The sequence below is a fragment of the Pluralibacter gergoviae ATCC 33028 = NBRC 105706 genome (assembly GCF_001598855.1).
GTDB lineage: Bacteria > Pseudomonadota > Gammaproteobacteria > Enterobacterales > Enterobacteriaceae > Pluralibacter > Pluralibacter gergoviae.
Genome location: NZ_BCZS01000049.1, coordinates 1 through 22,491, shown reverse-complemented (window position 1 = coordinate 22,491; position 22,491 = coordinate 1). Strand labels below are relative to the sequence as shown.

The window sequence follows — 22,491 nt, the reverse complement described above, 5'->3', positions numbered from 1 at the left end:
GCGCCAGGCGGTTGAGGCTGCCCACCGCCGCCAGCAGCGGGCGGTGGGCCCAGGCAAAGCTCGCCAGTTCCGGCCAGTCGTCATCAGTAAGCATCGCCTCCTGCGGAGTATCTTCCGCCAGCTGCAGGCTGCGCCAGGCGTCCAGCCAGGGCGCATCGCGGCGCATTCTCTCCCGTTCCCGGACGGCCAACGCCCGGCCCGCTTCGCTCAGCGGCAGCAGCGCAATCGCGCTGTAGCAGCCGCTGCTGGCCTCCCGGTGGGTGCCGACGCGCACCAGAGTAAAGCCGCAGCGCTGCCAGAAGCGCAATAATTCATCGGTATAGCCGAAGCTGACTGAGAGATAATCCAGCCCCTCAGCCCGGTTCAGCGCGTCGGCCACCATCTGCCGACCGATGCCCTCCCCCTGGCGCTGCGGATGAACGGCGATGCGGCTGATGCGCCGCCCGCCGAGCGTCGCCGCCAGCGGACTGCCGCCGTGGGCCGCCAGCGACTGGGCGACCAGATTGCCGCGCGGGCGGCGAAAGCCGGCCCACACCGCCCGGCTCAGCGCCGGGCTGAGGCCGCCCTCATCCACCAGCCACAGTGCGCCGAGCGTCGCCTCTCCCCGCAGGGCGCAGGTGAAGCGCTGGCCGTCGGCGTCCATCATCCGCCGCAGATCCAGCGGCGAGGTGCGGTAGTGGGCCGCCGACAGCAGGCGGTACATCGCCGTCGGCAGGCCGGGCGCGCTGCGCCAGGTGCTCTGCGCAACCGGTACGACCCGCGCCGCGCCGCCGGGCGCATCGGGCACCGCGTCATCAAACAGCAGCGCCCGCGCCACCAGCGCCTCCAGCGGACAGCCGCTGGCCCAGCGTACCGGCGCCTCAAGGGTAAAGGTTCGCAGCGATGAAAAGCGGGCGCAGACCTTGAGCAGAAAGCCGCGGCCGGTACCCTCATAGCCCTGCACCGTAGTCGTCAGCAGCGCGCGCGGGAAGCGGCTGACCAGCGCCGCCAGCAGCGGGCCGGGGATGGCCGCCGCCTCGTCGACGATCAGCCAGTCGGCGCGGGCGTCGGCGGCCAGCAGGGCGTCCGGGGCCATAAAGTGAAAGCGCTCCCCGGCGAAGGCCGCCAGCACATCGGTGGCGCCCTTTGCCGGGGCGGTGACGATGGCGGTGCCGCGCAGAGCGCGCAGGTGCATGCCCGCCAGCGCCGACTTGCCGCGCCCGCGCCCGGCGGTCACTACCGCCGCGCCGGGGGGCATCTGCGCCAGGGCGTCAAGAATAGCCGCCTGTTCGGCCAGCGGCGCGCCGCTCGCCGGCTGCCAGGCCGGACGCGCGGGCCAGTCGGGCAGCGCCAGCGGCGCGCCCTGCTGCCAGATAACCGCGTCGGGGTCCGCCAGGGCGATGCGGCAAAAGTGGTGGATAAAATGAGGCGTCGGAATGGGTTCGGCGGCGTCGTTCCAGCGCAGGGAATCGGCGTCCGGCTGCGCGGGCCACTGCGCCAGGGGCGGCGCCAGCAGCACCAGCCAGCTGCCCGGCTTAAGGGTGCCAGCGAGGGCCGCGAAGGCCGAGGCGTCAAAGCCGCTGAGGGCGTCAAAGAAAGCGTGATGGTATTCGCGCCCCAGCAGGCGGGCGAGCGCGCCGGGAGCGCACGAGGGTTCTGGCGCAGAGTCAGGGCCGACCCACAGCCCGTCTCCGCCCAACTGCTCGCGAAGTCGCCGGGCCTGCCGCAGGCACCAGGGCGCGTCGCCGCTCAGCACCAGCAGCCGGCGGATGCCCGCCGCCGCCATTGCCGTCGCCAGGGCGACGGCGGCGTCTGTCTCACTCATCGCTTAACTCAGAGAGCGTTGCCGAAGGTGTTGCACTGGGCCGGGTCGCCGCTGTCAAAGCCGCGCTTAAACCAGCTGTAGCGCTGCTCGGAGGTGCCGTGGGTAAAGCTGTCCGGCACTACCCTGCCCTGGCTCCGCTGCTGCAGGCGGTCGTCGCCGATGGCCTCGGCGGCGTTCAGCGCCTCCTGCACGTCGCCCGCTTCCAGCACGCCCTGCTGCTGCATACTGTGGCCCCAGACGCCCGCGAAGCAGTCGGCCTGCAGCTCCAGCTTGACCGACAGGCGGTTGACTTCCGCCTGCGACGAGGCGTGCTGCTGCATCTGGCGCATCTTCTGCTCAATCCCCAGCAGCTTCTGCACGTGGTGGCCGACTTCGTGGGCGATAACGTAGCCCTGGGCGAAGTCGCCGTCGGCGCCGAGCTTGTTCTTCATGTCATCGTAGAAGGAGAGATCGATATAGACCTTGCTGTCCGCGGGGCAGTAGAACGGCCCCATTACCGACTGCCCGGCGCCGCAGCCGGTCTGAATATAGCCGCGATACATCACCAGCTTCGGCTGCTGGTACTGGCGGCCCATCTTCTGGAAGATCTCGCCCCAGGTATCTTCGGTAGTGGCAAAAATCACCGAGGTGAATTTGGCGGCCTCATCGTCGTGCGGACTGACCGACCGCTGGCTGCTCTGCTGCTGCGCCACCGGCTCGCCGGTAAGCAGGCCGGTCAGGTCCACGCCGTAGTAACCGGCCACCACCACCACGATCAGCAGTACGATGCCGCCCTTACCGGCGGGCAGGCGAAAACCGCGTCCGCCCGACATCGGCGGCATCCCGCCTGACTCATTTCGTCTGTCCTCGACGTTGTCGCTTTCGCGACGCCCCTGCCAGCGCATAGCTACTCCTGTTGCTTCTGATAATAGTGTTTAGATCGTAGGTGGTTGCGGCGGGAATTACCATAGTCAAAACGTAGATAGCAAAAGAGGATGCCGGGGCATCCTCTTGAAGCGCAGGCGCGGGGCGTTAGTCCAGCTCAACGCCCAGGCGGCGGGCCACCTCTTCGTAGGCTTCGATCAGGCCGCCGAGACTCTGGCGGAAGCGGTCTTTATCCATTTTGTCCAGGGTGTTCTTGTCCCACAGGCGGCTGCCGTCCGGAGAGAACTCGTCGCCCAGCACCACTTCGCCCTTGTAGAGGCCGAACTCCAGCTTGAAGTCCACGAGGATAAGCCCGGCGTCGTCAAACAGCTGCTTGAGCACGTCGTTGGCTTTATAGGTCAGCTCCTTCATGCGGGCCAGGTTCTCTTTATTGACCCAGCCGAAGGTTTCGCAGTAGGACTCGTTGACCATCGGGTCATGCATTTCGTCGTTTTTGAGGAACATGTCGAACAGCGGCGGGTTGAGCACAATGCCCTCTTCGATGCCGAGGCGCTTCACCAGCGATCCGGCCGCGCGGTTGCGCACCACGCACTCGACCGGCACCATCTCCAGCTTCTTCACCAGGCACTCGGTGTCGGAGAGCAGGGCTTCCATCTGGGTCGGAATGCCGGCCGCCGCGAGTTTGCTCATAATGAAGTGGTTGAACTTGTTGTTCACCATTCCCTTGCGGTCAAACTGCTCAATGCGCGCCCCGTCTCCGGCTGACGTATCGTTCCGGAATTCCAGCACCAGCAGGTCAGGATTTTCCGTGCTGTAAACGGTTTTCGCTTTACCACGATACAACTCAGCTTGCTTTTGCATCTTTACTACTCCAGATAGACAGATAGAAAAAAGTCTTCGATAAATCGGTTTTTCAGCCGACGCACACGTTTGCGTCACTATACAGAAAAAAGGGCCGGATTGCGCCAGCCCTTTTCAGATTACTTGCTTAATGCCGCCTGGAAGGCCGCCACCAGCGCATCATTCTGCGACTGGGTCAGCGGATGCCCCTTCGGATCGATAAACTGCAGGCTGCTGCGGTTATCGAGATCACCGACCTGCAGCTTGTAGTCGCCTGAGCTCATGCCCGGGTCTTTCGCCCCCAGCGATGCCCAGTCGCTATCGGACAGCGGCTTGTAGGTGACGGACATGCTACCCTGCGAGCGGTTGCTGTCGGTCGCTTTCATGCCCACTTTCGACAGCGCGCCCGGCAGGCGCTGCCAGACCATGTTGAACGGCGCGCGCACCACCAGCATCGGCAGGCCGGTATCATCCGCCCCGCTCTGCACGTCGAAGGTTGCGCCAGCGCGGCTCTGCGCGCTGTTGGCAGCGGTCGTGGCGTACTGGTCCAGCCCGTTAGAGATAACGTTCAGCATTTCGGTGCTGTAGCGCTGCATGGACGCAGCATCGGCGACGGGCTTACCGCCCTGCTCAAGGTTGAGCAGCTTAACGACAACCGCCTGCTGATAGTCCTGCTGACGAACGGAAACCTGGTAGCGGCCGCGATACTGCTGATCTTCATCAAGACGGTTCCACTGGATCCAGTCGGTGGTCAGGCTCTGAGAAGCATCATCGCGCTTATCAATGGTGTAGTGCTTATCCTGCACAATGCTGACAACCTGCGACCACAGGTTGTTACTGCGGCCATTTTCGACCAGCAGCGTCGCCGTGTCGCCGGTAAACTGGGTACGGGCGCCGGAAACCAGCGCCAGCGGCTGCGCCGGCGGACGAATATCCAGGGCTTTACCCGTAGCACCGTCACCGCGGACCACCGGAATGTTGTAGTCGCCGTTTTCCAGCGGCAGAATCATCCCGGCCGGAGCATGCAGCTGAGAAAGCGGCGTCGCCTCCAGGTAGGATTCATCACCGCTCACCTGGCGCTTGTAGCGTGAGTCCGAGTTGCACGCCGCAAGCAGCAGCACCAGCGAAACACCCGCAACTTTTGCCAGCTGCGACTTCTGTACTGAGTAAGCCATCAAATCTCCCTAAACTTTACAGCAGACCGGCATGCTTCAGCGCCGAGGCCACCACGTCACGCCCGTGGGCGGTGATGGGGGTCATCGGCAGACGCAGCGTGTCGGTCGCTACAAGTCCCAACTCCTTGCATGCCCATTTGACCGGGATCGGATTGGGTTCGACAAATAATTTTGTATGCAGCGACATCAGACGCTGATTGATGACGCGCGCTTTCGCAAAGTCACCCTCTGCAGCCAGCTTGCACATCTCAGCCATATCCCGCGCCGCCACGTTAGAGGTAACGGAAATGACGCCGTGACCGCCGAGCTGCATAAAGTCCAGCGCGGTGGCATCATCGCCGCTCAGCAGAATAAAGTCGTCTGAAACCAGCTCTTTGATCTGGTGAACGCGGCTTAAGTTCCCCGTGGCTTCCTTAATCCCGATAATATTTTTGACTTTCGCCAGGCGACCTACGGTCTCCGGCAGCATATCGCAGCCGGTACGGGAGGGCACATTATACAGAATTTGCGGCAGATCGGTGTGTTCAGCGATAGTTTTGAAGTGCTGGAACAGCCCTTCCTGCGTCGGGCGGTTATAATAAGGCGTGACCGTCAGGCAGCCAACGATGCCGCTATTGTTGAAGCGCTCGGTGAGGGCGATAGCTTCTGCCGTCGCATTGGCACCGGTGCCGGCGATGACCGGAATGCGGCCAGCGGCCAGTTCCAGGGTCAGCAGCACCACGTCAGCGTGCTCTTCGTGGCTCAGGGTGGCAGACTCGCCGGTAGTGCCTACCGACACAATTGCCGACGTTCCGCTGTCGACGTGATAATCAATCAATTTTTTCAGGCTGGCGCGATCGACCTGACCTTTTTCATCCATCGGCGTGACAAGCGCTACTATACTTCCCGTGAACATGGGCCATCCTCAGTGCAGACGTGCGAACAATAGCCTCAATGGTACGTTTGGTGTCGTGATAAAAGCAAGAGACCGAGGCGACTCAGGTTGTTGTATGCAAATTTTTTTTATGCTTTCCTAGTACATAACCCATACTGATAACAGGAAGAACAGTTTGACTGCCTCCCTTCATCACCATTACCTCGTTATTACCGCTCTGGGGGCCGACCGCCCTGGCATCGTCAATACCATCACTCGTCACGTCAGCAGCTGCGGTTGTAATATTGAAGACAGCAGGCTGGCGATGCTCGGGGATGAGTTCACATTTATTATGCTGCTGTCCGGCAGCTGGAACGCCATCACCCTGATCGAATCGACGCTGCCGCTTAAAGGCGCCGAACTCGATCTGCTGATTGTGATGAAGCGCACCTCCGCGTGGCCGCGTCAGCCGCTGCCGGTGACGGTCTGGGTACAGGTTGAAGTTCCCGATTCACCGCATATTATTGAGCGTTTCACCGGCCTGTTTGATACCCATGATATGAATATTGCCGAGCTGGTGTCGCGCACGCAGCCCGGTGAGAAGAGTGAAAACGCACAGCTGTTTATCCAGATTTCTGCTCACAGCCCGGCCTCGCAAAATGCGCCAAAGATGGAGAAGGCCTTTAAAGAGCTGTGTACAGAACTGAATGCGCAAGGCAGTATAAACATCGTTAATTATTCACAGCATGATGAACAAGATGGAGTATCGTGATGACCCCACTGAAAGCCGGTGACGTCGCACCGAAATTTAGCCTGCTGGATCAGGACGGCGAGCAGGTCAATTTGACCGACTTCCAGGGACAGCGTGTTCTGGTTTATTTCTATCCGAAAGCCATGACCCCGGGCTGTACCGTTCAGGCCTGCGGCCTGCGTGATAATATGGACGAGCTGAAAAAGGCCGGCGTTGAAGTGCTGGGCATCAGCACCGACAAGCCGGAAAAGCTCTCCCGCTTTGCTGAAAAAGAGCTGCTGAACTTTACCCTGCTCTCCGACGAAGACCATCAGGTCAGCGAGCAGTTTGGCGTCTGGGGCGAGAAGACCTTTATGGGCAAAACCTATGACGGGATCCACCGCATCAGCTTCCTGATCGGCACCGACGGCAAGGTTGAGCACGTGTTTGACGACTTCAAAACCAGCAATCACCACGATGTGGTACTGGCCTGGCTGAAAGAGAACACCTGATATTGCCCGCGCTGGCCGCTGACGGCGGCCGGCGATTCCCTCCAGATTTCCCTCCCTGCCCCGCTATTTTCTTCTGCTTTCAGAATATTGTGCAGCGTCTCACTCTGGCTCTCCGGCGGCTTGATTATACTGCATCGTGCTTTGCGTCTTACCCTACTTAAAAAAATGGATAACCTTATGAAGAAAAATATTTTTTCCTGTGCGATCGCCGGTGCCGCCGCGCTGGCGCTGTCGGCGGCTATCGTAGCCCCCGCCTCTGCCGCCGAGGCCCATAAGCCGAAAATCGCCCTGGTAATGAAGTCGCTGGCCAACGAGTTTTTCCTGACCATGGAAAACGGCGCCAAAGAGTATCAAAAGCAGAACGCGGATAAATTCACCCTCGTCTCCAACGGCATTAAGAACGAAACCGACACCGCCAGCCAGATCCAGATCGTCGAGCAGATGATTGTCTCAAAGGCGGACGCCATCATTATCGCGCCGTCCGACTCCAGGGCGCTGGTGCCAGTGGTAAAAAAAGCCATTGATTCCGGGATCCTGGTGATCAACATCGATAACAAGTTTGACGACGCGGTGCTGAAGGATAAAAACCTCAACGTGCCGTTCGTCGGCCCCAACAACCGCAAGGGCGCGAAAGCGATTGGCGACTATCTGGCGAAGCACCTGCAGAAAGGCGATGAGGTCGGCATTATTGAGGGCATTCCCACCTCCACCAACTCCCAGCAGCGTACCCAGGGCTTCCAGGACGCGATGGCCGAAGGCGGCATGAAGGTGGTCTCCGTCCAGTCCGGGCAGTGGGAGATGAACAACGCCAACGCCATCGCCGCCGCGATGCTCAGCGAGTACCCGAACATCAAGGCCCTGCTGGCGGATAACGACAATATGGCGCTGGGCGCCGTCTCCGCCATCCGCGCGGCGGGCAAGCGCGGCCAGGTGCAGGTGGTTGGCTATGACAACATCGCAGCCATCAAGCCGATGCTGCAGGACGGCCGGGTGCTGGCCACCGCCGATCAGTACGCCTCAAAGCAGGCGGTGTTCGGCATTGATACCGCGCTTGAAGCCCTGAAAGACGGCAAGAAGCAGAGCGAACTCAAGGGCAGCGTTGAAACGCCGGTCCAGCTCATCGTTAAGCAGTAATCACCGCCACTCTCCGGGGCAGCCAGCGCTGCCCCGGATCTGTTTACGGGGCTGAAACGTGCACGCAACCACCACTCCTCAGGCGATTATGTCCCTCTCCGGCATCGGTAAAACCTACAACGAGCCGGTACTGAGCGACATCAGCCTCTCTCTCTACGCCGGTAAAGTACTGGCGCTGACCGGCGAAAACGGCGCCGGCAAAAGCACCCTATCCAAAATAATCGGCGGCCTGACGCCGCCGACGACCGGCAGCATGATCTGGCTCGGCCAGCCCTACGCGCCTCAGAGCCGCAAAGAGGCGGAAAAGCTCGGCATCCGCATGGTGATGCAGGAGCTTAATCTGCTGCCGACCCTGACCATCGCCGAAAACCTGTTTATCGACCAGCTGCCCAGCCGGGCGGGCTGGATCAATCGCCGCCGCCTGCGGGAGATGGCGAAGCCCGTAATGGAAATGGTAGGTCTGCAAAATCTTAGCCCGGATACGCTGGTCGGCGATTTAGGCATCGGCCACCAGCAGATGATCGAGATCGCCCGCAACCTGATCGGCGACAGCCGGCTGCTGATCCTCGATGAGCCTACCGCCATGCTCTCCAGCCGGGAAGTCGAGCTACTGTTTACGCAAATTGCCCGCTTTAAGCAGCGCGGCGTGTCGCTCATCTACATTTCGCACCGCCTCGACGAGCTGGCGCGGGTGGCCGACGACGTGGCGGTGCTGCGCGACGGCAGCCTGGTCTGCGTGGATGCGATTGCGCGCTACACCAGCGACCAGCTGGTCTCCCTGATGGTGGGCCGCGATCTCGACAGCAGCTTTGACGTCAGCGCCCGCCGCCGGGGCAACCCGCTGCTTAAGGTTGAGCACTTTACCCGCGCCCCGGTGCTGCGGGATATCTCTCTCACCCTGCACCGCGGCGAGGTACTGGGCATCAGCGGCCTGGTGGGCGCCGGGCGCACGGAGCTGATGCGGGCCATTTTCGGTGCCGATCGCATCGACAGCGGCCAGCTGTTGGTGGGCGATCCGCCGCTGCCGGTGACGCTGCGCTCCCCCGCCGACGCCATTGCCCACGGTATCGCCCTGGTCACCGAAGACCGCAAGGGCGAAGGGCTGCTGCTGCCCCACTCGGTGGGCAACAATACCTCGCTCGGCAACGGCGAGAAGATCAGCCGCTTCGCGTGGCTCAACGCCGGGCGCGAGCGGGCGCTGGCGCAGCAGTACATCGCGCGGCTCGGCATCCGCACCGCCGGCAGCGAGCGGGAGGTCGGCAGCCTCTCCGGCGGCAACCAGCAGAAGGTGCTGATTAGCCGCTGGCTGGCGCGCAGCTGCGACGTGATCCTGTTTGACGAACCGACGCGCGGCATTGACGTGGGCGCCAAGCGCGATATCTACCTGCTGCTCAACGAACTGACGCAGAGCGGCAAGGGGCTTATCGTCGTCTCCAGCGATCTGCGCGAGCTTATGCTTATCTGCGACCGCATCGCAGTCCTCTCCGCCGGGCGGCTGGTGGAGACCTTTACCCGGGAGAACTGGACGCAGGACGCCATTCTGGCGGCGGCGTTTTCCGGCTATCAGCACGCAACAGGGAATTCCGATCATGCGTAACGCGTTACATACCGCCTCCTGGCGCGGCCTCAGCAGCTATCTGGGGCTGCTCGCCGCCCTGCTGGCGATGGTTATCCTCTTTTCGTTTCTCAGCGACCACTTTTTAAGCCTCAATACCTTCAGCACCATCGCCAACCAGATCCCCGATCTGATGGTGATGGGCGTGGGCATGACCTTCGTACTGATTATCGCCGGCATTGACCTGTCGGTGGGCTCGGTACTGGCGCTGTCCGCCGCGGTGGTCAGCGTCACCTACCTCAACCTGCACTGGTCGCCGTGGCTGGCGGCGCTGTCCGGGATCGCCGCCGCCACCGCCGTCGGCACGCTCACCGGACTGATTTCGGTTATCTGGCGCATTCCGACCTTTATCGTCTCGCTGGGTATGCTGGAGATGGCCCGCGGTACTGCCTACCAGCTGACCGATTCGCGCACCGCCTATATCGGATCCAGCTTCGACTTCCTCGCCGACCCGATTGTGTTCGGCATCTCGCCGTCGTTTCTGATTGCGGTGGCGGTGATTATCATCGGCCAGCTGGCGCTGACCCGCACCATTTTCGGCCGTCACCTCATCGGCATCGGCACCAACGAAGAGGCGGTGCGGCTGTCGGGGATCAATCCTGCGCCCTATAAGGTGGTGGTCTTCGCGCTGATGGGCGCCCTGGCCGGGCTGGCGTCGCTGTTTCAGATGGCGCGGCTGGAGGCGGCGGATCCCAACGGCGGCGTCGGCATGGAGCTGCAGGTGATCGCCGCGGTGGTGATCGGCGGCACCAGCCTGATGGGCGGGCGCGGATCGGTTATCTGCACCTTCCTCGGGGCGCTGATTATTTCGGTGCTGGCGGCCGGGCTGGCGCAGATTGGCGCCAGCGAGCCGACCAAGCGGGTGATCACCGGGGCGGTGATCGTGGTGGCGGTAGTGCTGGATACGTACCGCAGCCGGCGGAAGAAGTAGACATTTTTATGCCAGGTAGTCCGGCAATCCCATCCTTTACAGCATTGTGGAATTGTTCCGTTCACTCGCAGCACTCTGCTTCTCTGTCAGATTTTCTGCGGTGAACGTGTCAAGGGCGTTCGCCGCCACGCCCTTGACAATCCCGGCTCCCGGCAACAAAAATCGCCGCTTCGCGGAACCTCAGATTCTGACGTCTGGCTATCGGGTACGGCTCGACTCGACATCCTTGTCTCGTTTCGCCTCAGTCCGCATCCCTGCGGACTGCCCCGGCCAGACGTCAGAATCTGAGGCGATTTTTAGCCGGACGTTAAAACCCTCAGAATACGTACTATCAGTGCAAAATAGCTATCAAAGACATTAGCCACTGGCTACGCCCTACCCCCGCGCCGCCTTCCACACGGCGGCGATGTTGCGGGCGGTCAGGGCCAGGTTATCGCGGGCGTTTTCCAGCGCCTGCTCCAGCGTCACCACGCCCGGCAGGATGGCGAACGCCGCGTCTAGGCCGCGATCGTAGACCACCCGGTGGTCCGCCTTCAGGCCGCCGGCGAGGGCGATGGCGGGCTTGCCGTATTTTTTCGCCACCGCCGCCACGCCGATCGGCGTTTTGCCGCTGATGCTCTGGCTGTCAATCCTGCCTTCGCCGGTGATGACCAGCGTCGCATCCTGCACCTGCGCCTCCAGGCCCAGCGCGTCGACCACGATCTCAACCCCGGGCTGCAGCGCCGCGTCGAGCAGGCCGAGCAGCGCGGCGCCGGTGCCGCCGGCGGCCCCCGCGCCGGGCGCGTCGCGCACGTCGCGCCCGGTGGTCCTGGCCATGACCTCGCCCCAGCGGTTGAGCATCGCGTCCAGGCGGGGGATCATCTCTGCCGTCGCGCCCTTCTGCGGGCCGAACACCGCCGAGGCGCCGCGCTCGCCGCACAGCGGGTTATTCACGTCGCAGGCCACCGTCAGCGCCACTTCCGCCAGCCGGGGATGGCAGCCGCTCAGGTCAATGCTCTCCAATTCCTCCAGCGCGCCGCCGCGGTGCGCCAGCGTTTTTCCATCTGCATTCAATAGCCGCACGCCGAGCGCCTGCATCATACCCGCGCCGCCGTCGTTGGTGGCGCTGCCGCCGATGCCGAGGATAATCCGCTCCACGCCGGCGTCCAGCGCGGCGGCGATCAGCTGCCCAAAGCCGTAGCTGGTGGTGTTGAGCGGATTGCGCCGTTCGGGCGGCACCAGATTAAGGCCGGAGGCCGCCGCCATCTCAATCACCGCCGTGCGGCCATCGCCCATCAGGCCCCAGCGGGCGGAAACCGGCTCACCCAGCGGGCCGCTGACCTCGCTGTAGCGGTACTGCCCGCCGCTGGCTTCCACCATCGACTCGACGGTGCCCTCGCCGCCGTCGGCCATCGGCACCAGCGCATAGTCGGCATCGGGATAGATTTCGCGAAAGCCGCTCTCGATGGCCTGCGCCACCTCCATCGCCGACTGGCTCTCTTTAAACGAATCGGGTGCAATGACGATTTTCATGCTTATCCTCCAAAGCCAAACACGCCAAATATCAGGGTAGAAACAACGGCTATCGTCAGCCCTACCAGCGTTTCATAGGGCATCAGCTTCAGGCGTTCGCGGATCTGCATATTCACGCTGCCGCCGGTGGCGTGGAAAAAACTGCCGTGCGGCAGGTGATCCAGTACCGTCGCTCCCGCGTGGATCATCGCCGCGCCCGCCAGAGAAGAGACCCCGAGCTCCAGCAGCGTTGGCGCAAACACGCTGGAAGCCACCGCCGTCCCGGCCGTTGTGGATGCCGTCGCCATCGACATGATCGCTCCGGAGACCGGGGCCAGCACCCAGGCAGGCAGTCCGGAAGCCGTAAGCCCATTGATCAAAACGTCTTTTAACGCTGAGTTAGCAATAATCCCCGCCAGGGTTCCGGTGCCTAACAGCATAATCGCCACCGGTGCCATGCGGCTCAGACCGGCAATCATATAGGTATTAGCGTGGCGAATGCGCCCCATACACGCCAGGCCGACGAGTCCCCCGACCGGCAGGGCAATCAGCGGATCGATAACAATCCCGGCAAGCGGACGTAGCGCCAGGAGAAAAATGGCGACCAGCGGCGCGCTGATGGCGACCAGAAATCCAGGCTGGCCCGCCTGGGCACCGTGTGTCGTGACCTCCTCAGCGAGGACTGGCGACCCTTTGCGGCTCACCCTTTTGGCCAGCAGATAGGCAATGACCAGGCCAAACAGTCCCGGCACAATGCCCGCCAGCATGATCGAGGTCAGCGGCACGTGAAACGCGTCCGCCGCGGCAATAGCGTTGGGGTTCGGGGACATTACGTTGCCCGCTTTACCGCCACCGATCATCGCCAGCAGGATAGCCGTCTTCGACAGCCCCGCCCGGTGGGCAATAGAGAGTCCGATAGGCGCCACGGTAATCACCGCCACGTCGACAAATACGCCTACCGCCGTCAGACAGAGAGTAGCAATAGCCAGCGCCAGCAGCGCCCGGGTTTCGCCCACCTTTTTCACAACCGTTTCGGCAATCGTATTGGCCGCGCCCGACTCAATTAAGACGCCGGCCAGCACGCCGGCGGCGAGAATACGCAGGACCGCGTTGGTGATCCCCTGCGCGCCGGTCACCATCAGTTTGACGGTTTCCACCAGATCGGCCCCGCCGACCAGGCCGCCAATCAGCGCGCCGGCCATCATGCCGTAAGCGGGGGACACCTTCCTGAGTATTAAGAGAATAGCAATTGCCAGTGCGGCAATCGCGCCAAATGTGGATATGGACGTCATCTGCTGCGCCTCCTTATAGGGTACAGGCGCAGTATCAAAAAAAGCGCAGAGGAAAGAATGGGCGATTACTACAAAAATCAGCCACCGTCTGGGGCCTGAAACTGTTTTATTCTCCAGTTTCCTGCTGCAACTGCATGCCGATAAAAAGCCAGAGAATATTATTCAACTCATTGATTTTAATATTAAGGATATCTTCACAGCGCTGCAAACGATAGCGTAGCGTGTTGACGTGTATGTGTAATCCTTTCGCCGTTTGCGTAATGTCACAATTTTGATCAAACCACGCGCGCAGCGTCGCCTGCAGCACGCCTTTTGCGTCGCCCGCCGCCAGTTTCTGCCACAGGTAAGAGAGCTCCTGCGCCTGCCAGTCGCCGGACACACCGCCGAGCAGCGCGGGGAGCGCATAATCGTGGTAGAAAACGTACTGGTTTTTTAGCTTCTGCCGCGCAGCCATTGACTGGGTCGCCTTCGCCGTCAGCCACGAGCGGTGCAGCCCGTTATCGCCGGGAAAGTGCCCGCCAACGATAACGCGGCTGAATCCCGACGCAGCCGCCCAGGATTTAATCTCTCTGAGGTCGCTCAACTCCTGCTGCAGGTCCCAGCGCCCGTCCCGCAGAGTGATAGGCTTAACAACGGTCAGCTCATTAAAGTCGCTGAGGGTGACCAGATGATCCCGGGCGCGGTTTTCAAAGTAGTCCATCAGGGCCTGCAGGGCTTCCCTGTCCGGCTGGCGAAGTTCAATAATTGCCACAACTCTGGGCAGGGATAAGTCAATGCCCAGATAAGAAACCATTGCATGGAGAGCATCGGCAGAAGACTCGCGCTCAAGAAGCTGATTGATCAGTTCTTCCCGATAGCGATTATCCCACTGCTTCTGCTCAATCAGCGCCATATGCTCGATAACCAGCTCGGAGGCCATTTTGACCAGTTCTGCACAGGCGCGAACCTCGTCAGGATCGCCGGTGATACCGAGTACGCCGAGCGTCTGTTCGCGAAAGATAATAGGCAGGTTTATGCCGGGCTTCACGCCCTTCAGGCTGCGGGCCATGGCGGCATCAATCTCAACCGTTCGATGATTTTTTAACGCCAGCACCGCGCCTTCGTGGCGCTGCTGCAGCCGCGAAGGTTCGCCGGAGGCGATAATGATCCCCTCCTCGTTCATCACGTTCACCGACCAGGGGATGATTTTCATCGCCCGCTGGACAATTTGCCGGGCCGTGTAGGCCTTCAGATATTGTTTTTTCATCCGGTCCTTAGCGCTGCTCCACCGCCGGACTCTCCGGCCACGCCACCACAACGGCTTTAATCAGCGTCGCCAGCGGGATGGCGAAGAAAACGCCCCAGAAGCCCCACAGGCCGCCAAAAATCACCACTGACAGAATAATCACCAGCGGATGCAGGTTGACCGCCTCGGAAAAGAGCACCGGCACCAGCACGTTGCCGTCCAGCGCCTGGATTATCAGATAGACGGCAAACAGGCTCCAGAACTCGGTGCCGAGGCCGAACTGGAACAGCGCGACGCCGACCACCGGGATGGTGACGGCAAAGGCGCCGATGTAGGGGATCAGCACCGACAGCCCCACCAGCACCGCCAGCAGCAGGGAGTAGTTGAGGCCAAACAGCAAGAAGGCAATCCAGGTGGCGACGCCCACGACGACCATCTCCAGCACTTTGCCGCGGATGTAGTTGGTGATCTGCTGGTTCATCTCCAGCCATACCAGCCCCGCCAGCCCGCGGTTGCGCGGCAGCACCCGGCGCACGGCGTTGAGCATCTGCTCTTTATCTTTCACGAGGAAGAAGACCATCAGCGGCACCAGCACCAGATAGACCGCCAGCGTCAGCAGCCCCACCAGCGACGCCAGAGAGTATTTCACCACCGAATCCCCCATGGTCTGCATCCGGCTGCGCATATTCTCCGCCATGGCGTCGATGATGCCGGCATCCATCAGCGCCGGATAGCGCCGGGGCAGCGTGGCGGCAAAATCGGAAAGCTTGTTGAGCATACCCGGCATATCGCGGATCAGATAGATGCCCTGCTGCCAGGCAACGGGCATGACGACAAGGGCCATCAGCAGCAAGATGCCGACGAAAATCACCAGCACAATCGAGGTTGCCCAGCCGCGCGAGCAGCCGAGGCGCACCAGCCGGACGGTCGGCCACTCCAGCAGGTAAGCCAGCACGATAGCCACCAGCAGCGGCGCCAGCAGGCCGCTGAAGAAAAACAGAATGCAAAAACCCGCCAGCAGAATAACCAGCAGGGCTATTGCCTCCGGGTCGCTGAAGCGACGGCGATACCACTGCATTAACAACTCAAGCATAACCACACCATTCCCTGTATTGCGGACAAAAGGCCCGCAAAGATTGTATCGAACCCGCATAAAAAAACCTGCGCTTTTTAACAAGCCGATTTCAATCATGAAAACAGCGGGATTCAGTTTTCAAGCCGCTGCCCGCCAGCTACACTTCTGCCTGGCGACGGAGGAACATACCGGGGCTTCGTTGGTCAAATTTCCACACCCTCTATACAGGACTGAGGTTATGTTCAGCCAGTTCAAAACGACGCTTGCGGCAACGCTGATTGCTACGCTGACGCTGGGACAGACCCTTCCGGCGTTTGCTGACAGTGCAGATACCCTGCCGGACATGGGCACCACCGCAGGAAGCACGCTCTCCATCGGTCAGGAGATGCAGATGGGCGACTTCTTCGTGCGCCAGCTGCGCGGCAGCGCGCCGCTGATTAACGATCCGTTGCTGAGTCAGTACATTAATAATCTCGGCATGCGGCTGGTGACGCACGCCTACTCGGTGCGCACCCCCTTCCATTTCTACTTAATCAATAACGATGAGCTGAACGCCTTCGCCTTCTTTGGCGGCAACGTCGTGCTGCACTCGGCGCTGTTCCGCTACGCGGACGATGAGAGCCAGCTGGCGTCGGTCATGGCGCACGAAATTTCCCACGTTACCCAGCGCCACCTGGCGCGGGCGATGGAAGATCAGAAGCGCAATGCCCCGCTGACCTGGGTCGGCGCGCTCGGCTCCATCCTGCTGGCGATGGCCAGCCCCCAGGCGGGGATGGCGGCGCTAACCGGGACCCTGGCCGGCACCCAGCAGGGAATGATCAGCTTCACCCGCCAGAACGAAGAGGAAGCCGACCGCATCGGTATCGGCGTGCTGCAGCGCTCCGGCTTCGATCCGCAGGCGATGCCGCAGTTTATGGATAAGCTGCTCGATCTTTCGCGCTACGCCACCAGGCCGCCGGAAATGCTGCTGACCCACCCGCTGCCCGAAAGCCGCCTGGCGGACGCCCGCAACCGCGCCAACCAGATGCGCCCGGTGGTGGTGCAGTCGTCGGAAGATTTTTACATGGCCAAGGCGCGCATTCTGGGGATGTACAATAACGGCAAAAACCAGCTCAGCACCGATATGCTCGACAGTTGGGCTAAAGGCAACGTGCGCGAACAGCACGCCGCCCGCTACGGCCGCGCGCTGCTGGCCATGGGCAGAGATGATTTCCCCGAAGCCAGCAGACAGCTGCAGCCGCTGCTGGCCGCCAGCCCGCAGAACCCGTGGTATCTGGACCTCGCCACCGATATCGATCTCGGGCTGAAAAAGAACGCCGAAGCGGTGAGCCGCCTGCAGAACGCGAAGGATCTGCGCACCAGCCCGGTGCTGCAGCTGAACCTCGCCAACGCGCTGATCGAGAGCGGGCGCTTTGCCGAGGCCTCGACGATCCTCAACCGCTATACCTTCAACTATAAAGACGACCTCAACGGCTGGGATCTGCTGGCGCAGGCCGAAAGCAAGCAGGGCCACCGCGATCAGGAGCTGGCGGCGCGGGCGGAATCGATGGCGCTGACGGGCCAACTCGACCAGGCCATTTCGCTGTTAAGCAGCGCCAGCGCCCAGGTGAAGCTCGGCAGCCTGCAGCAGGCGCGCTACGATGCCCGCATCGATCAGCTCAGGCGGCTGGAGAACGTCTTTAAACCCTATAGCAAAATGTAAGGATACCCGATGAACGATCCGGTCACTATTTACCACAACCCGCGCTGCTCCAAGAGTCGCGAAACTCTGGCCCTGCTGAAGGAAAATGGCGTTGAGCCGCAGGTAGTGCTCTACCTTGAGACGCCGCCGGATGCGGCGACGATTAAAAAGCTGCTTAAGATGCTGGGAATGAAAAGCGCCCGCGACCTGATGCGTCAGAAAGAGGATCTGTATAAGTCGCTCGACCTGGCGAACGACGGCCTCAGCGAAGCGGCGCTGATTCAGGCGATGGTCGATAATCCGAAGCTGATTGAGCGGCCCATCGTGGTCCGCGACGGTAAAGCGCGCATCGGCCGGCCGCCGGAATCGGTGCTGGAAATCCTCTAACTCTCCTGCCGCAGCGCCTGCAAAAAGGCCTGCGGCGTCTTCTCTCCCAGTTTCTTCTGCGCCCTGCCGCTATTCCACAGCTCGCACAGCCGCTGCGCCAGCGCATCCGCCGTTCCGGCGGCGGGCACCAGCGCGCCGAGCGGCCGGTCGAGCGTTAGCGTAACGTGTTTCGGCGCCGCGACCTTATCCAGCCGGAAGCCTTCCCGCTCGGCCGTCAGCCACCTGCCCTCCTCAACCTCCAGCGCGCGGATCTCTGCCGGACAGCGGGACAGCGTCTCCTCCAGCCAGCGGTCCACCAGCGCGGGCGAGATCCCGGCGTACACCCGGGCGTGGCACCAGCCGCTGACCGGCTCTCTGGCCCACAGCAGGTGGTGGTCGCCGCCGTCGTCCATGGTCATCGCCAGCCGCCGGTAGCGCAGCGTCAGGGTATCCGCCCGGGCGCCGCCCTTCAGCGCCCGGCAGCCCTGCGCCGCCCTGGCGCCCGTCACCGGCCGCAGGTAGCGGTTGAGCGTGGCCCGCGAGACCGCAATGCCCAGCCCCTCATTGACCATAAACAGCAGCTCGTCCAGCGGCGCCCGCAGGCTGTCGCGCAGGACATTAATGAGCGCCGCCTGCTCAGGTATCACCGCTTTGTGTATCACTTTTGGCGTCGTGTGCAGATCGCTGACCTGCTGACGCTTGCGCCAGCGGCGGACGGTAGTGACCGAGATCCCCAGCTCTCTGGCCAGCTCCCGGTCGCTTTTATCAGACTCCTGCAGGTAGCGGCGAACGCGTGGCGTAGTGGTGGCATTGGCGTGCAGTTTGATTTCCATCGGCGAACTCTCGTCAGTGTTCGTAACTAATCATATGATACTTATACTTAACCTGTGCCGCCATTGTGATCGCATTCACCGTTCAGCGGCGCCGTTTGTCTAATAATTCCTTCGCATTGATAACACATAACGATCCGGACGATCTCTTGCGGAGCTCACAATGAACAATGTTCTGGGATTTCTTGAGGCAAAACTGATGCCTCTGGCGGCAAAAACCGCGCAGCAGCGCCACCTGTGCGCCATCCGCGGCGCCTACGTCTCCTTCATGCCGTTTATTATCGTCGGCTCGATACTGCTGGTGATTTCTTCATTTCCGCACCAGGGGTATCAGCAGTTTATGTCTCACACCTTTGGTAAGAGCTGGAGCGCCATCGTTGAGATCCCGTTTAACGCGGTGTTCTCGACCATGTCGCTCTTTATCAGCTTTCTCGTCGCCTACCGGCTGGCGGAGCACTACAAAGAGGACCGCATCTCCTGCGGCATCCTGGCGCTGGTCAGCTTCCTGATCCTGACGCCGTTTATTAAGGTGGCGGACGGCGGCGGCATTACCGTTATTCCGGTAGAGTGGATCGGCAGCAAGGGGCTGTTCGTGGCGATGATCGGCTCCCTGCTGTGGACCGAGCTGTTCTGCTGGCTGAAGCGCAAAAAGCTGACCATCAAGATGCCCGACGGCGTGCCGCCGGCGGTGCAGGAGTCCTTCGCCGCGCTGATCCCGGCGCTGGTGGTAATGATCCTGGTGCTCGCCATCCGCATCGGCTTCGAACACACGTCGTATCGCACCATCCACCAGTTTATTTATGACGTCGTCGCCACCCCGGTGCGCCACTACGGCACCTCGTACTTCGGCGCGCTGATGACGGTCTTCAGCATCACCGTACTCTGGTCGGTGGGGATCAATTCGGGCTCGATGATCAACGGCATTATCCGCCCGCTGTGGATGGAGAATCAGACCGATAACATCGCCGCTATTCAGGCGGGCGTCACGCCGCCGCACATTATCACCGAACAGTTCTTCGATATGGTGTGGATGGGTGGCGCGGGCGCTACCCTGTCGCTGGTGCTCGCCATGCTTATCTTTGCCCGCAGCAAAAACATGCGCGAGGTGGCGCGCCTCGGCGCCGGGGCGTCGCTGTTCAACATTAACGAACCGATCCTCTTCGGCCTGCCGGTGATCATGAACCCGATCATGCTGATCCCCTTCAATCTGGTGCCGCTGGTACTGGTCACCGTCCAGTATCTGGCGATGAAAATCGGCGCCGTGGCGGTTACTACCGGGGTGTTTATTCCCTGGACGCTGCCGCCGGTGCTGAGCGGTTTTATCGTCACCGGCCATCTTTCCGGCAGCCTGATGCAGATAGTGAACCTGCTGATCGGGGCGATGCTCTACCTGCCGTTTATCCGCATTCTCGATAAGCAGTACCGGGCGGCGGAGAGCGCCGCCGACAGTCACGCCGCGCAGCTGGCAAAACAGGAGTAACAGACGATGTGGGGAATTATTGCAACCTGGCGCATGGCGCTTGAGGGCGTTAGCGAATCGGCCAGCGCGCTGGCGGGCGGCGGCCGCGCCGCCGATGCGGTGGTGGAAGCCGTGGCGGCGGTCGAGGACTTTCCGCTGTACAAATCGGTGGGCTACGGCGGCCTGCCGACGGAAAACGGCGAAGTGGAGCTGGACGCCGCCTTTATGGACGGCGACAGCCTCGCCTTCGGCGCCGTCGGCAACCTGATAGATATCGCCAATCCGGTGCGGGTCGCCCACGCCCTCAGCCGCCAGCGCTATAACAGCCTGCTGGTGGGCCAGGGGGCGCGCGAGTGGGCGCTGGAGCAGGGCTTTGCCGACAAGCAGATGCTGACCGAGCGGGCGATGCAGCACTACCGCAAGCGCTGCCGGGAGACGCTGGACCGGGGGCTCAGCCCCTACGACGGCCACGACACGGTGGGCATTATCGGCCTCGATGTGCGGGGTTCGATGAGCGTCGCCACCTCCACCAGCGGCCTGTTTATGAAGAAGCGCGGGCGCATCGGCGATTCGCCCATCATGGGTTCGGGCTTCTACTGCGACAGCGAGGCCGGGGCGGCCACCGCCACCGGCGTCGGTGAGGATCTGATGAAGGGCTGCACCAGCTACGAGATCGTGCGCCGGATGGCGGGCGGCATGACGCCGCAGCAGGCGGCGGACTCGGTGGTGTTCGAGCTGGAGGATAAGCTGATGTCGCGCTTCGGCCGGGCGGGCGATCTGTCGGTGGTGTGCATGAACCGCCGGGGCGAGTTTGGCGCCGCCACCAATATCAGCACCTTTTCATTCGTGGTCGCCACCGCCGGCCAGCCGCTGACGGTGTTCCGCGCCGAGCGCGAGGCGCAGGGCACCCGCTATTGGCCGGTGGACGAGACCTGGATGCAGGCCTACGCGGCGCGCATCCGCGCCCCTATTGAGGAGTAAAAAATGGACTATCAACTAATAACCCGGCCGGCGCAGATCCCGGCGGGCAGCCACCTCATCAGCTGGCCCGGCAGCCCGCTGCTTGATGCCCTCGACGTGCCGCTGCTGGCGGAAATGCGCGCCGCCGGCGAAGGCGATGCCCGCTTCGGCTGCGCGCCCTTTGCCCGCATTACGCTCATCCCGCAGCAGGCCTGGCAGGAGCGCGCGACCGACGCGCTGCCGGTCCGGCTGCGCGCGCTGCTCAAGGCGCCGGTGAGCGACACGCTGGTACTCGACTGCACTCTGCTGGCAGCGGGCGGCGTGCGCGACGGCGCGCTGCGCGCGCTGTTTAATCTGGATCACCGCCTGAGCGATCTGAAGCTGATGACGTCCTGCCCGCAGGAGCGGCGCGTTGCCGCCCTGTTCGCCTACTGCCTGCCGCAGCAGGAGGCCAGCCTTGCGGAAAGCCTCCGCCTGCAGCACGCCGTAGCCGCCGGGATGCTGGCCGCCCGCCGGCTGGCGGATCTCCCCGCCGATCTCTGCACGCCGCAGTTCGTGGTCGAGCAGGCCACGCGGCTCACGGCCGACTCTCCGGCGCTGCGCTGCGAAGTGCTGGACGAGGCCGCCATCCGCGAACAGGGCCTCGGCCTGCTGCACGCGGTCGGCAAAGGCGCCGGCTGCCCTCCCCGGCTGCTGGCCATTCATTACGACGGGACGAGCGTCGGGCCGGTGCGCAGCTACGTGGGCAAGGGCGTCACCTTCGATACCGGCGGCCTGTGGCTCAAGGAGGGCGCGGGCATGTATACCATGAAGTACGACATGTGCGGCGCGGCGAACGTGCTGGGGCTGATGCTCAGCATCGCCCGGCTGGCGCTGCCGGTGCGGGCAATGGGCGTCCTGGCGCTGGCGGAAAACGCCATCGGGCCGAACGCCATGCAGCCCGGCAGCGTCGCCCGCGCCTGCAACGGCATGACGATAGAAATCAACAATACCGACGCCGAGGGCCGCCTGGTGCTGGCGGACGCTATCGCCTGGGCCAGCCGCCGGCATCCGCAGAGCCGCTACATTATTGATATCGCAACGCTGACCGGCGCGGTGGTAAAGGCGCTGGGCTACGACCTGAGCGGACTGATGACCCAGGATGAAAGACTGCGCGCGGCGCTGACGGCGGCGGGGCTTAAGAGCGGAGACGAAGTGTGGTCCCTGCCGCTGGATGCGCGGCTGAAGCCGCAGACCGCCAGCCGTATCGCCGACCTGTGCAATACCCCGACCAACAACGCGGCCATCAGCGCTTCGGCGGCATGGCTGCTGCACCACTTCTGCCCGCCGGAGATCCCGTGGGCGCATCTGGACGTCAGCGGTACGGCGCTGTGGCGCGAAGAGGGGCACAGCGTGGCGTCAGGAAGGCCGATCCCGCTGCTGGTGCAGCATCTGCTGGATGATTTGGGGGGTGAGGTTGGCTTTGTTGAGGCAGGCTCTGACAGTTGAACCTCATCCTGGACGGGTGCTGTCTCTTAATCACATTCGTATTGAGAGATAGTGTGAGGATGCTAAAAAATAATATGTTATGAATGGTGGAATAGTTCCGTTCACTATAAGAACTCCGCTTCTCTGTCAGGCTTTCCGCGGTGAACGTGTCAAGGGAGCTCGCCGT

General features: G+C 62.3%; 20 protein-coding genes. 10 read left to right on the top strand and 10 right to left on the bottom strand.

The features are described 5' to 3' along the window. From ENGE1_RS24780 to dapA, 5 genes are all read right to left on the bottom strand, one after another. The coding region (locus ENGE1_RS24780; RefSeq protein WP_064360854.1) for a tRNA(Met) cytidine acetyltransferase TmcA at window positions 1–1,804 on the bottom strand (1,804 nt) is incomplete at its 3' end. An 8-nt stretch (window positions 1,805–1,812) separates the two neighbouring features. Beyond that, entirely contained in the window at window positions 1,813–2,688 is an 876-nt protein-coding gene (gene ypfJ / locus ENGE1_RS24775) for a KPN_02809 family neutral zinc metallopeptidase (RefSeq protein ID WP_043082585.1), read from the bottom strand. A 127-nt stretch (window positions 2,689–2,815) separates the two neighbouring features. Then, window positions 2,816–3,529: a phosphoribosylaminoimidazolesuccinocarboxamide synthase gene (gene purC, locus ENGE1_RS24770; protein ID WP_043086456.1), complete on the bottom strand. Its 714-nt coding sequence runs from the start codon at window positions 3,527–3,529 to the stop codon at window positions 2,816–2,818. Window positions 3,530–3,648: 119 nt separating this feature from the next. Then, entirely contained in the window at window positions 3,649–4,683 is a 1,035-nt protein-coding gene (gene bamC, locus ENGE1_RS24765) for an outer membrane protein assembly factor BamC (protein WP_045287170.1), read from the bottom strand. Between the two features lie 16 nt (window positions 4,684–4,699). Continuing rightward, window positions 4,700–5,578, bottom strand: a complete 879-nt coding sequence (dapA, locus tag ENGE1_RS24760; RefSeq protein WP_043082583.1) for a 4-hydroxy-tetrahydrodipicolinate synthase — start codon at window positions 5,576–5,578, stop codon at window positions 4,700–4,702. A 154-nt stretch (window positions 5,579–5,732) separates the two neighbouring features. Between dapA and ENGE1_RS24755 the strand changes: the two genes are divergently transcribed. The 5 genes from ENGE1_RS24755 to ENGE1_RS24735 all read left to right on the top strand — a co-directional run bounded on the left by ENGE1_RS24755 (window position 5,733) and on the right by ENGE1_RS24735 (window position 10,458). Then, window positions 5,733–6,308, top strand: coding sequence for a glycine cleavage system transcriptional repressor (locus ENGE1_RS24755; RefSeq protein WP_048255273.1), 576 nt, complete (start codon window positions 5,733–5,735; stop codon window positions 6,306–6,308). Continuing rightward, on the top strand, window positions 6,308–6,778 hold the full coding sequence (gene bcp, locus ENGE1_RS24750; RefSeq protein ID WP_048255276.1) for a thioredoxin-dependent thiol peroxidase: 471 nt from the start codon (window positions 6,308–6,310) through the stop codon (window positions 6,776–6,778). The genes ENGE1_RS24755 and bcp overlap by 1 nt, the downstream gene beginning before the upstream one ends. A gap of 177 nt (window positions 6,779–6,955) precedes the next feature. Further along, complete coding sequence (locus tag ENGE1_RS24745) at window positions 6,956–7,912, top strand: sugar ABC transporter substrate-binding protein (protein ID WP_197737249.1); 957 nt, start codon at window positions 6,956–6,958, stop codon at window positions 7,910–7,912. A gap of 58 nt (window positions 7,913–7,970) precedes the next feature. Then, window positions 7,971–9,509, top strand: a complete 1,539-nt coding sequence (locus ENGE1_RS24740) for a sugar ABC transporter ATP-binding protein (RefSeq protein ID WP_225823426.1) — start codon at window positions 7,971–7,973, stop codon at window positions 9,507–9,509. Then, a complete protein-coding gene (locus tag ENGE1_RS24735; RefSeq protein ID WP_043082578.1) occupies window positions 9,502–10,458 on the top strand; it encodes an ABC transporter permease in 957 nt (318 codons plus the stop codon). The genes ENGE1_RS24740 and ENGE1_RS24735 overlap by 8 nt, the downstream gene beginning before the upstream one ends. Window positions 10,459–10,833: 375 nt before the next feature. On the opposite strand, the gene ENGE1_RS24730 is transcribed toward ENGE1_RS24735, so the two are convergent. From ENGE1_RS24730 to ENGE1_RS24715, 4 genes are all read right to left on the bottom strand, one after another. Beyond that, window positions 10,834–11,970: a glycerate kinase gene (locus tag ENGE1_RS24730; RefSeq protein ID WP_064360853.1), complete on the bottom strand. Its 1,137-nt coding sequence runs from the start codon at window positions 11,968–11,970 to the stop codon at window positions 10,834–10,836. Between the two features lie 2 nt (window positions 11,971–11,972). Then, the gene (locus ENGE1_RS24725) at window positions 11,973–13,241 is read right to left on the bottom strand and encodes a GntP family permease (protein WP_048255331.1); all 1,269 of its coding nucleotides are present in this window, start codon (window positions 13,239–13,241) and stop codon (window positions 11,973–11,975) included. 106 nt (window positions 13,242–13,347) lie between these two features. Further along, a complete protein-coding gene (locus tag ENGE1_RS24720) occupies window positions 13,348–14,487 on the bottom strand; it encodes a sugar diacid recognition domain-containing protein (protein ID WP_048255329.1) in 1,140 nt (379 codons plus the stop codon). A gap of 7 nt (window positions 14,488–14,494) precedes the next feature. Next, window positions 14,495–15,559, bottom strand: a complete 1,065-nt coding sequence (locus ENGE1_RS24715) for an AI-2E family transporter (protein ID WP_043082575.1) — start codon at window positions 15,557–15,559, stop codon at window positions 14,495–14,497. Between the two features lie 220 nt (window positions 15,560–15,779). On the opposite strand from ENGE1_RS24715, the gene bepA reads away from it, so the two are divergent. Both bepA and arsC read left to right on the top strand, forming a co-directional pair. Next, complete coding sequence (bepA, locus tag ENGE1_RS24710) at window positions 15,780–17,243, top strand: beta-barrel assembly-enhancing protease (RefSeq protein ID WP_048255328.1); 1,464 nt, start codon at window positions 15,780–15,782, stop codon at window positions 17,241–17,243. Window positions 17,244–17,252: 9 nt separating this feature from the next. Continuing rightward, window positions 17,253–17,609, top strand: coding sequence for an arsenate reductase (glutaredoxin) (arsC, locus tag ENGE1_RS24705; RefSeq protein ID WP_048255326.1), 357 nt, complete (start codon window positions 17,253–17,255; stop codon window positions 17,607–17,609). Here arsC and ENGE1_RS24700 read toward each other — a convergent pair. Next, window positions 17,606–18,421, bottom strand: coding sequence for a helix-turn-helix domain-containing protein (locus ENGE1_RS24700; protein WP_048255323.1), 816 nt, complete (start codon window positions 18,419–18,421; stop codon window positions 17,606–17,608). The two genes, arsC and ENGE1_RS24700, sit on opposite strands and share 4 nt — an antisense overlap. A gap of 160 nt (window positions 18,422–18,581) precedes the next feature. On the opposite strand from ENGE1_RS24700, the gene celB reads away from it, so the two are divergent. The 3 genes from celB to ENGE1_RS24685 are packed head-to-tail and all read left to right on the top strand — an operon-like array spanning window position 18,582 to window position 22,325. Continuing rightward, on the top strand, window positions 18,582–19,898 hold the full coding sequence (gene celB, locus ENGE1_RS24695; RefSeq protein ID WP_048255320.1) for a PTS cellobiose transporter subunit IIC: 1,317 nt from the start codon (window positions 18,582–18,584) through the stop codon (window positions 19,896–19,898). 6 nt (window positions 19,899–19,904) lie between these two features. Then, on the top strand, window positions 19,905–20,858 hold the full coding sequence (locus ENGE1_RS24690; RefSeq protein ID WP_048255317.1) for a N(4)-(beta-N-acetylglucosaminyl)-L-asparaginase: 954 nt from the start codon (window positions 19,905–19,907) through the stop codon (window positions 20,856–20,858). A gap of 3 nt (window positions 20,859–20,861) precedes the next feature. Then, window positions 20,862–22,325, top strand: coding sequence for a leucyl aminopeptidase family protein (locus tag ENGE1_RS24685; RefSeq protein WP_048255316.1), 1,464 nt, complete (start codon window positions 20,862–20,864; stop codon window positions 22,323–22,325). Window positions 22,326–22,491: the final 166 nt, after the last annotated feature.

Coding starts and splice junctions, on each gene's coding strand:
- ypfJ (WP_043082585.1), bottom strand. CDS start 2,688: ATGCGCTGGCAGGGGCGTCGCGAAAGCGACAACGTCGAGGACAGACGA.
- purC (WP_043086456.1), bottom strand. CDS start 3,529: ATGCAAAAGCAAGCTGAGTTGTATCGTGGTAAAGCGAAAACCGTTTAC.
- bamC (WP_045287170.1), bottom strand. CDS start 4,683: ATGGCTTACTCAGTACAGAAGTCGCAGCTGGCAAAAGTTGCGGGTGTT.
- dapA (WP_043082583.1), bottom strand. CDS start 5,578: ATGTTCACGGGAAGTATAGTAGCGCTTGTCACGCCGATGGATGAAAAA.
- bcp (WP_048255276.1), top strand. CDS start 6,308: ATGACCCCACTGAAAGCCGGTGACGTCGCACCGAAATTTAGCCTGCTG.
- ENGE1_RS24745 (WP_197737249.1), top strand. CDS start 6,956: ATGAAGAAAAATATTTTTTCCTGTGCGATCGCCGGTGCCGCCGCGCTG.
- ENGE1_RS24735 (WP_043082578.1), top strand. CDS start 9,502: ATGCGTAACGCGTTACATACCGCCTCCTGGCGCGGCCTCAGCAGCTAT.
- ENGE1_RS24730 (WP_064360853.1), bottom strand. CDS start 11,970: ATGAAAATCGTCATTGCACCCGATTCGTTTAAAGAGAGCCAGTCGGCG.
- ENGE1_RS24725 (WP_048255331.1), bottom strand. CDS start 13,241: ATGACGTCCATATCCACATTTGGCGCGATTGCCGCACTGGCAATTGCT.
- ENGE1_RS24720 (WP_048255329.1), bottom strand. CDS start 14,487: ATGAAAAAACAATATCTGAAGGCCTACACGGCCCGGCAAATTGTCCAG.
- ENGE1_RS24715 (WP_043082575.1), bottom strand. CDS start 15,559: ATGCTTGAGTTGTTAATGCAGTGGTATCGCCGTCGCTTCAGCGACCCG.
- bepA (WP_048255328.1), top strand. CDS start 15,780: ATGTTCAGCCAGTTCAAAACGACGCTTGCGGCAACGCTGATTGCTACG.
- arsC (WP_048255326.1), top strand. CDS start 17,253: ATGAACGATCCGGTCACTATTTACCACAACCCGCGCTGCTCCAAGAGT.
- ENGE1_RS24700 (WP_048255323.1), bottom strand. CDS start 18,421: ATGGAAATCAAACTGCACGCCAATGCCACCACTACGCCACGCGTTCGC.
- celB (WP_048255320.1), top strand. CDS start 18,582: ATGAACAATGTTCTGGGATTTCTTGAGGCAAAACTGATGCCTCTGGCG.
- ENGE1_RS24690 (WP_048255317.1), top strand. CDS start 19,905: ATGTGGGGAATTATTGCAACCTGGCGCATGGCGCTTGAGGGCGTTAGC.
- ENGE1_RS24685 (WP_048255316.1), top strand. CDS start 20,862: ATGGACTATCAACTAATAACCCGGCCGGCGCAGATCCCGGCGGGCAGC.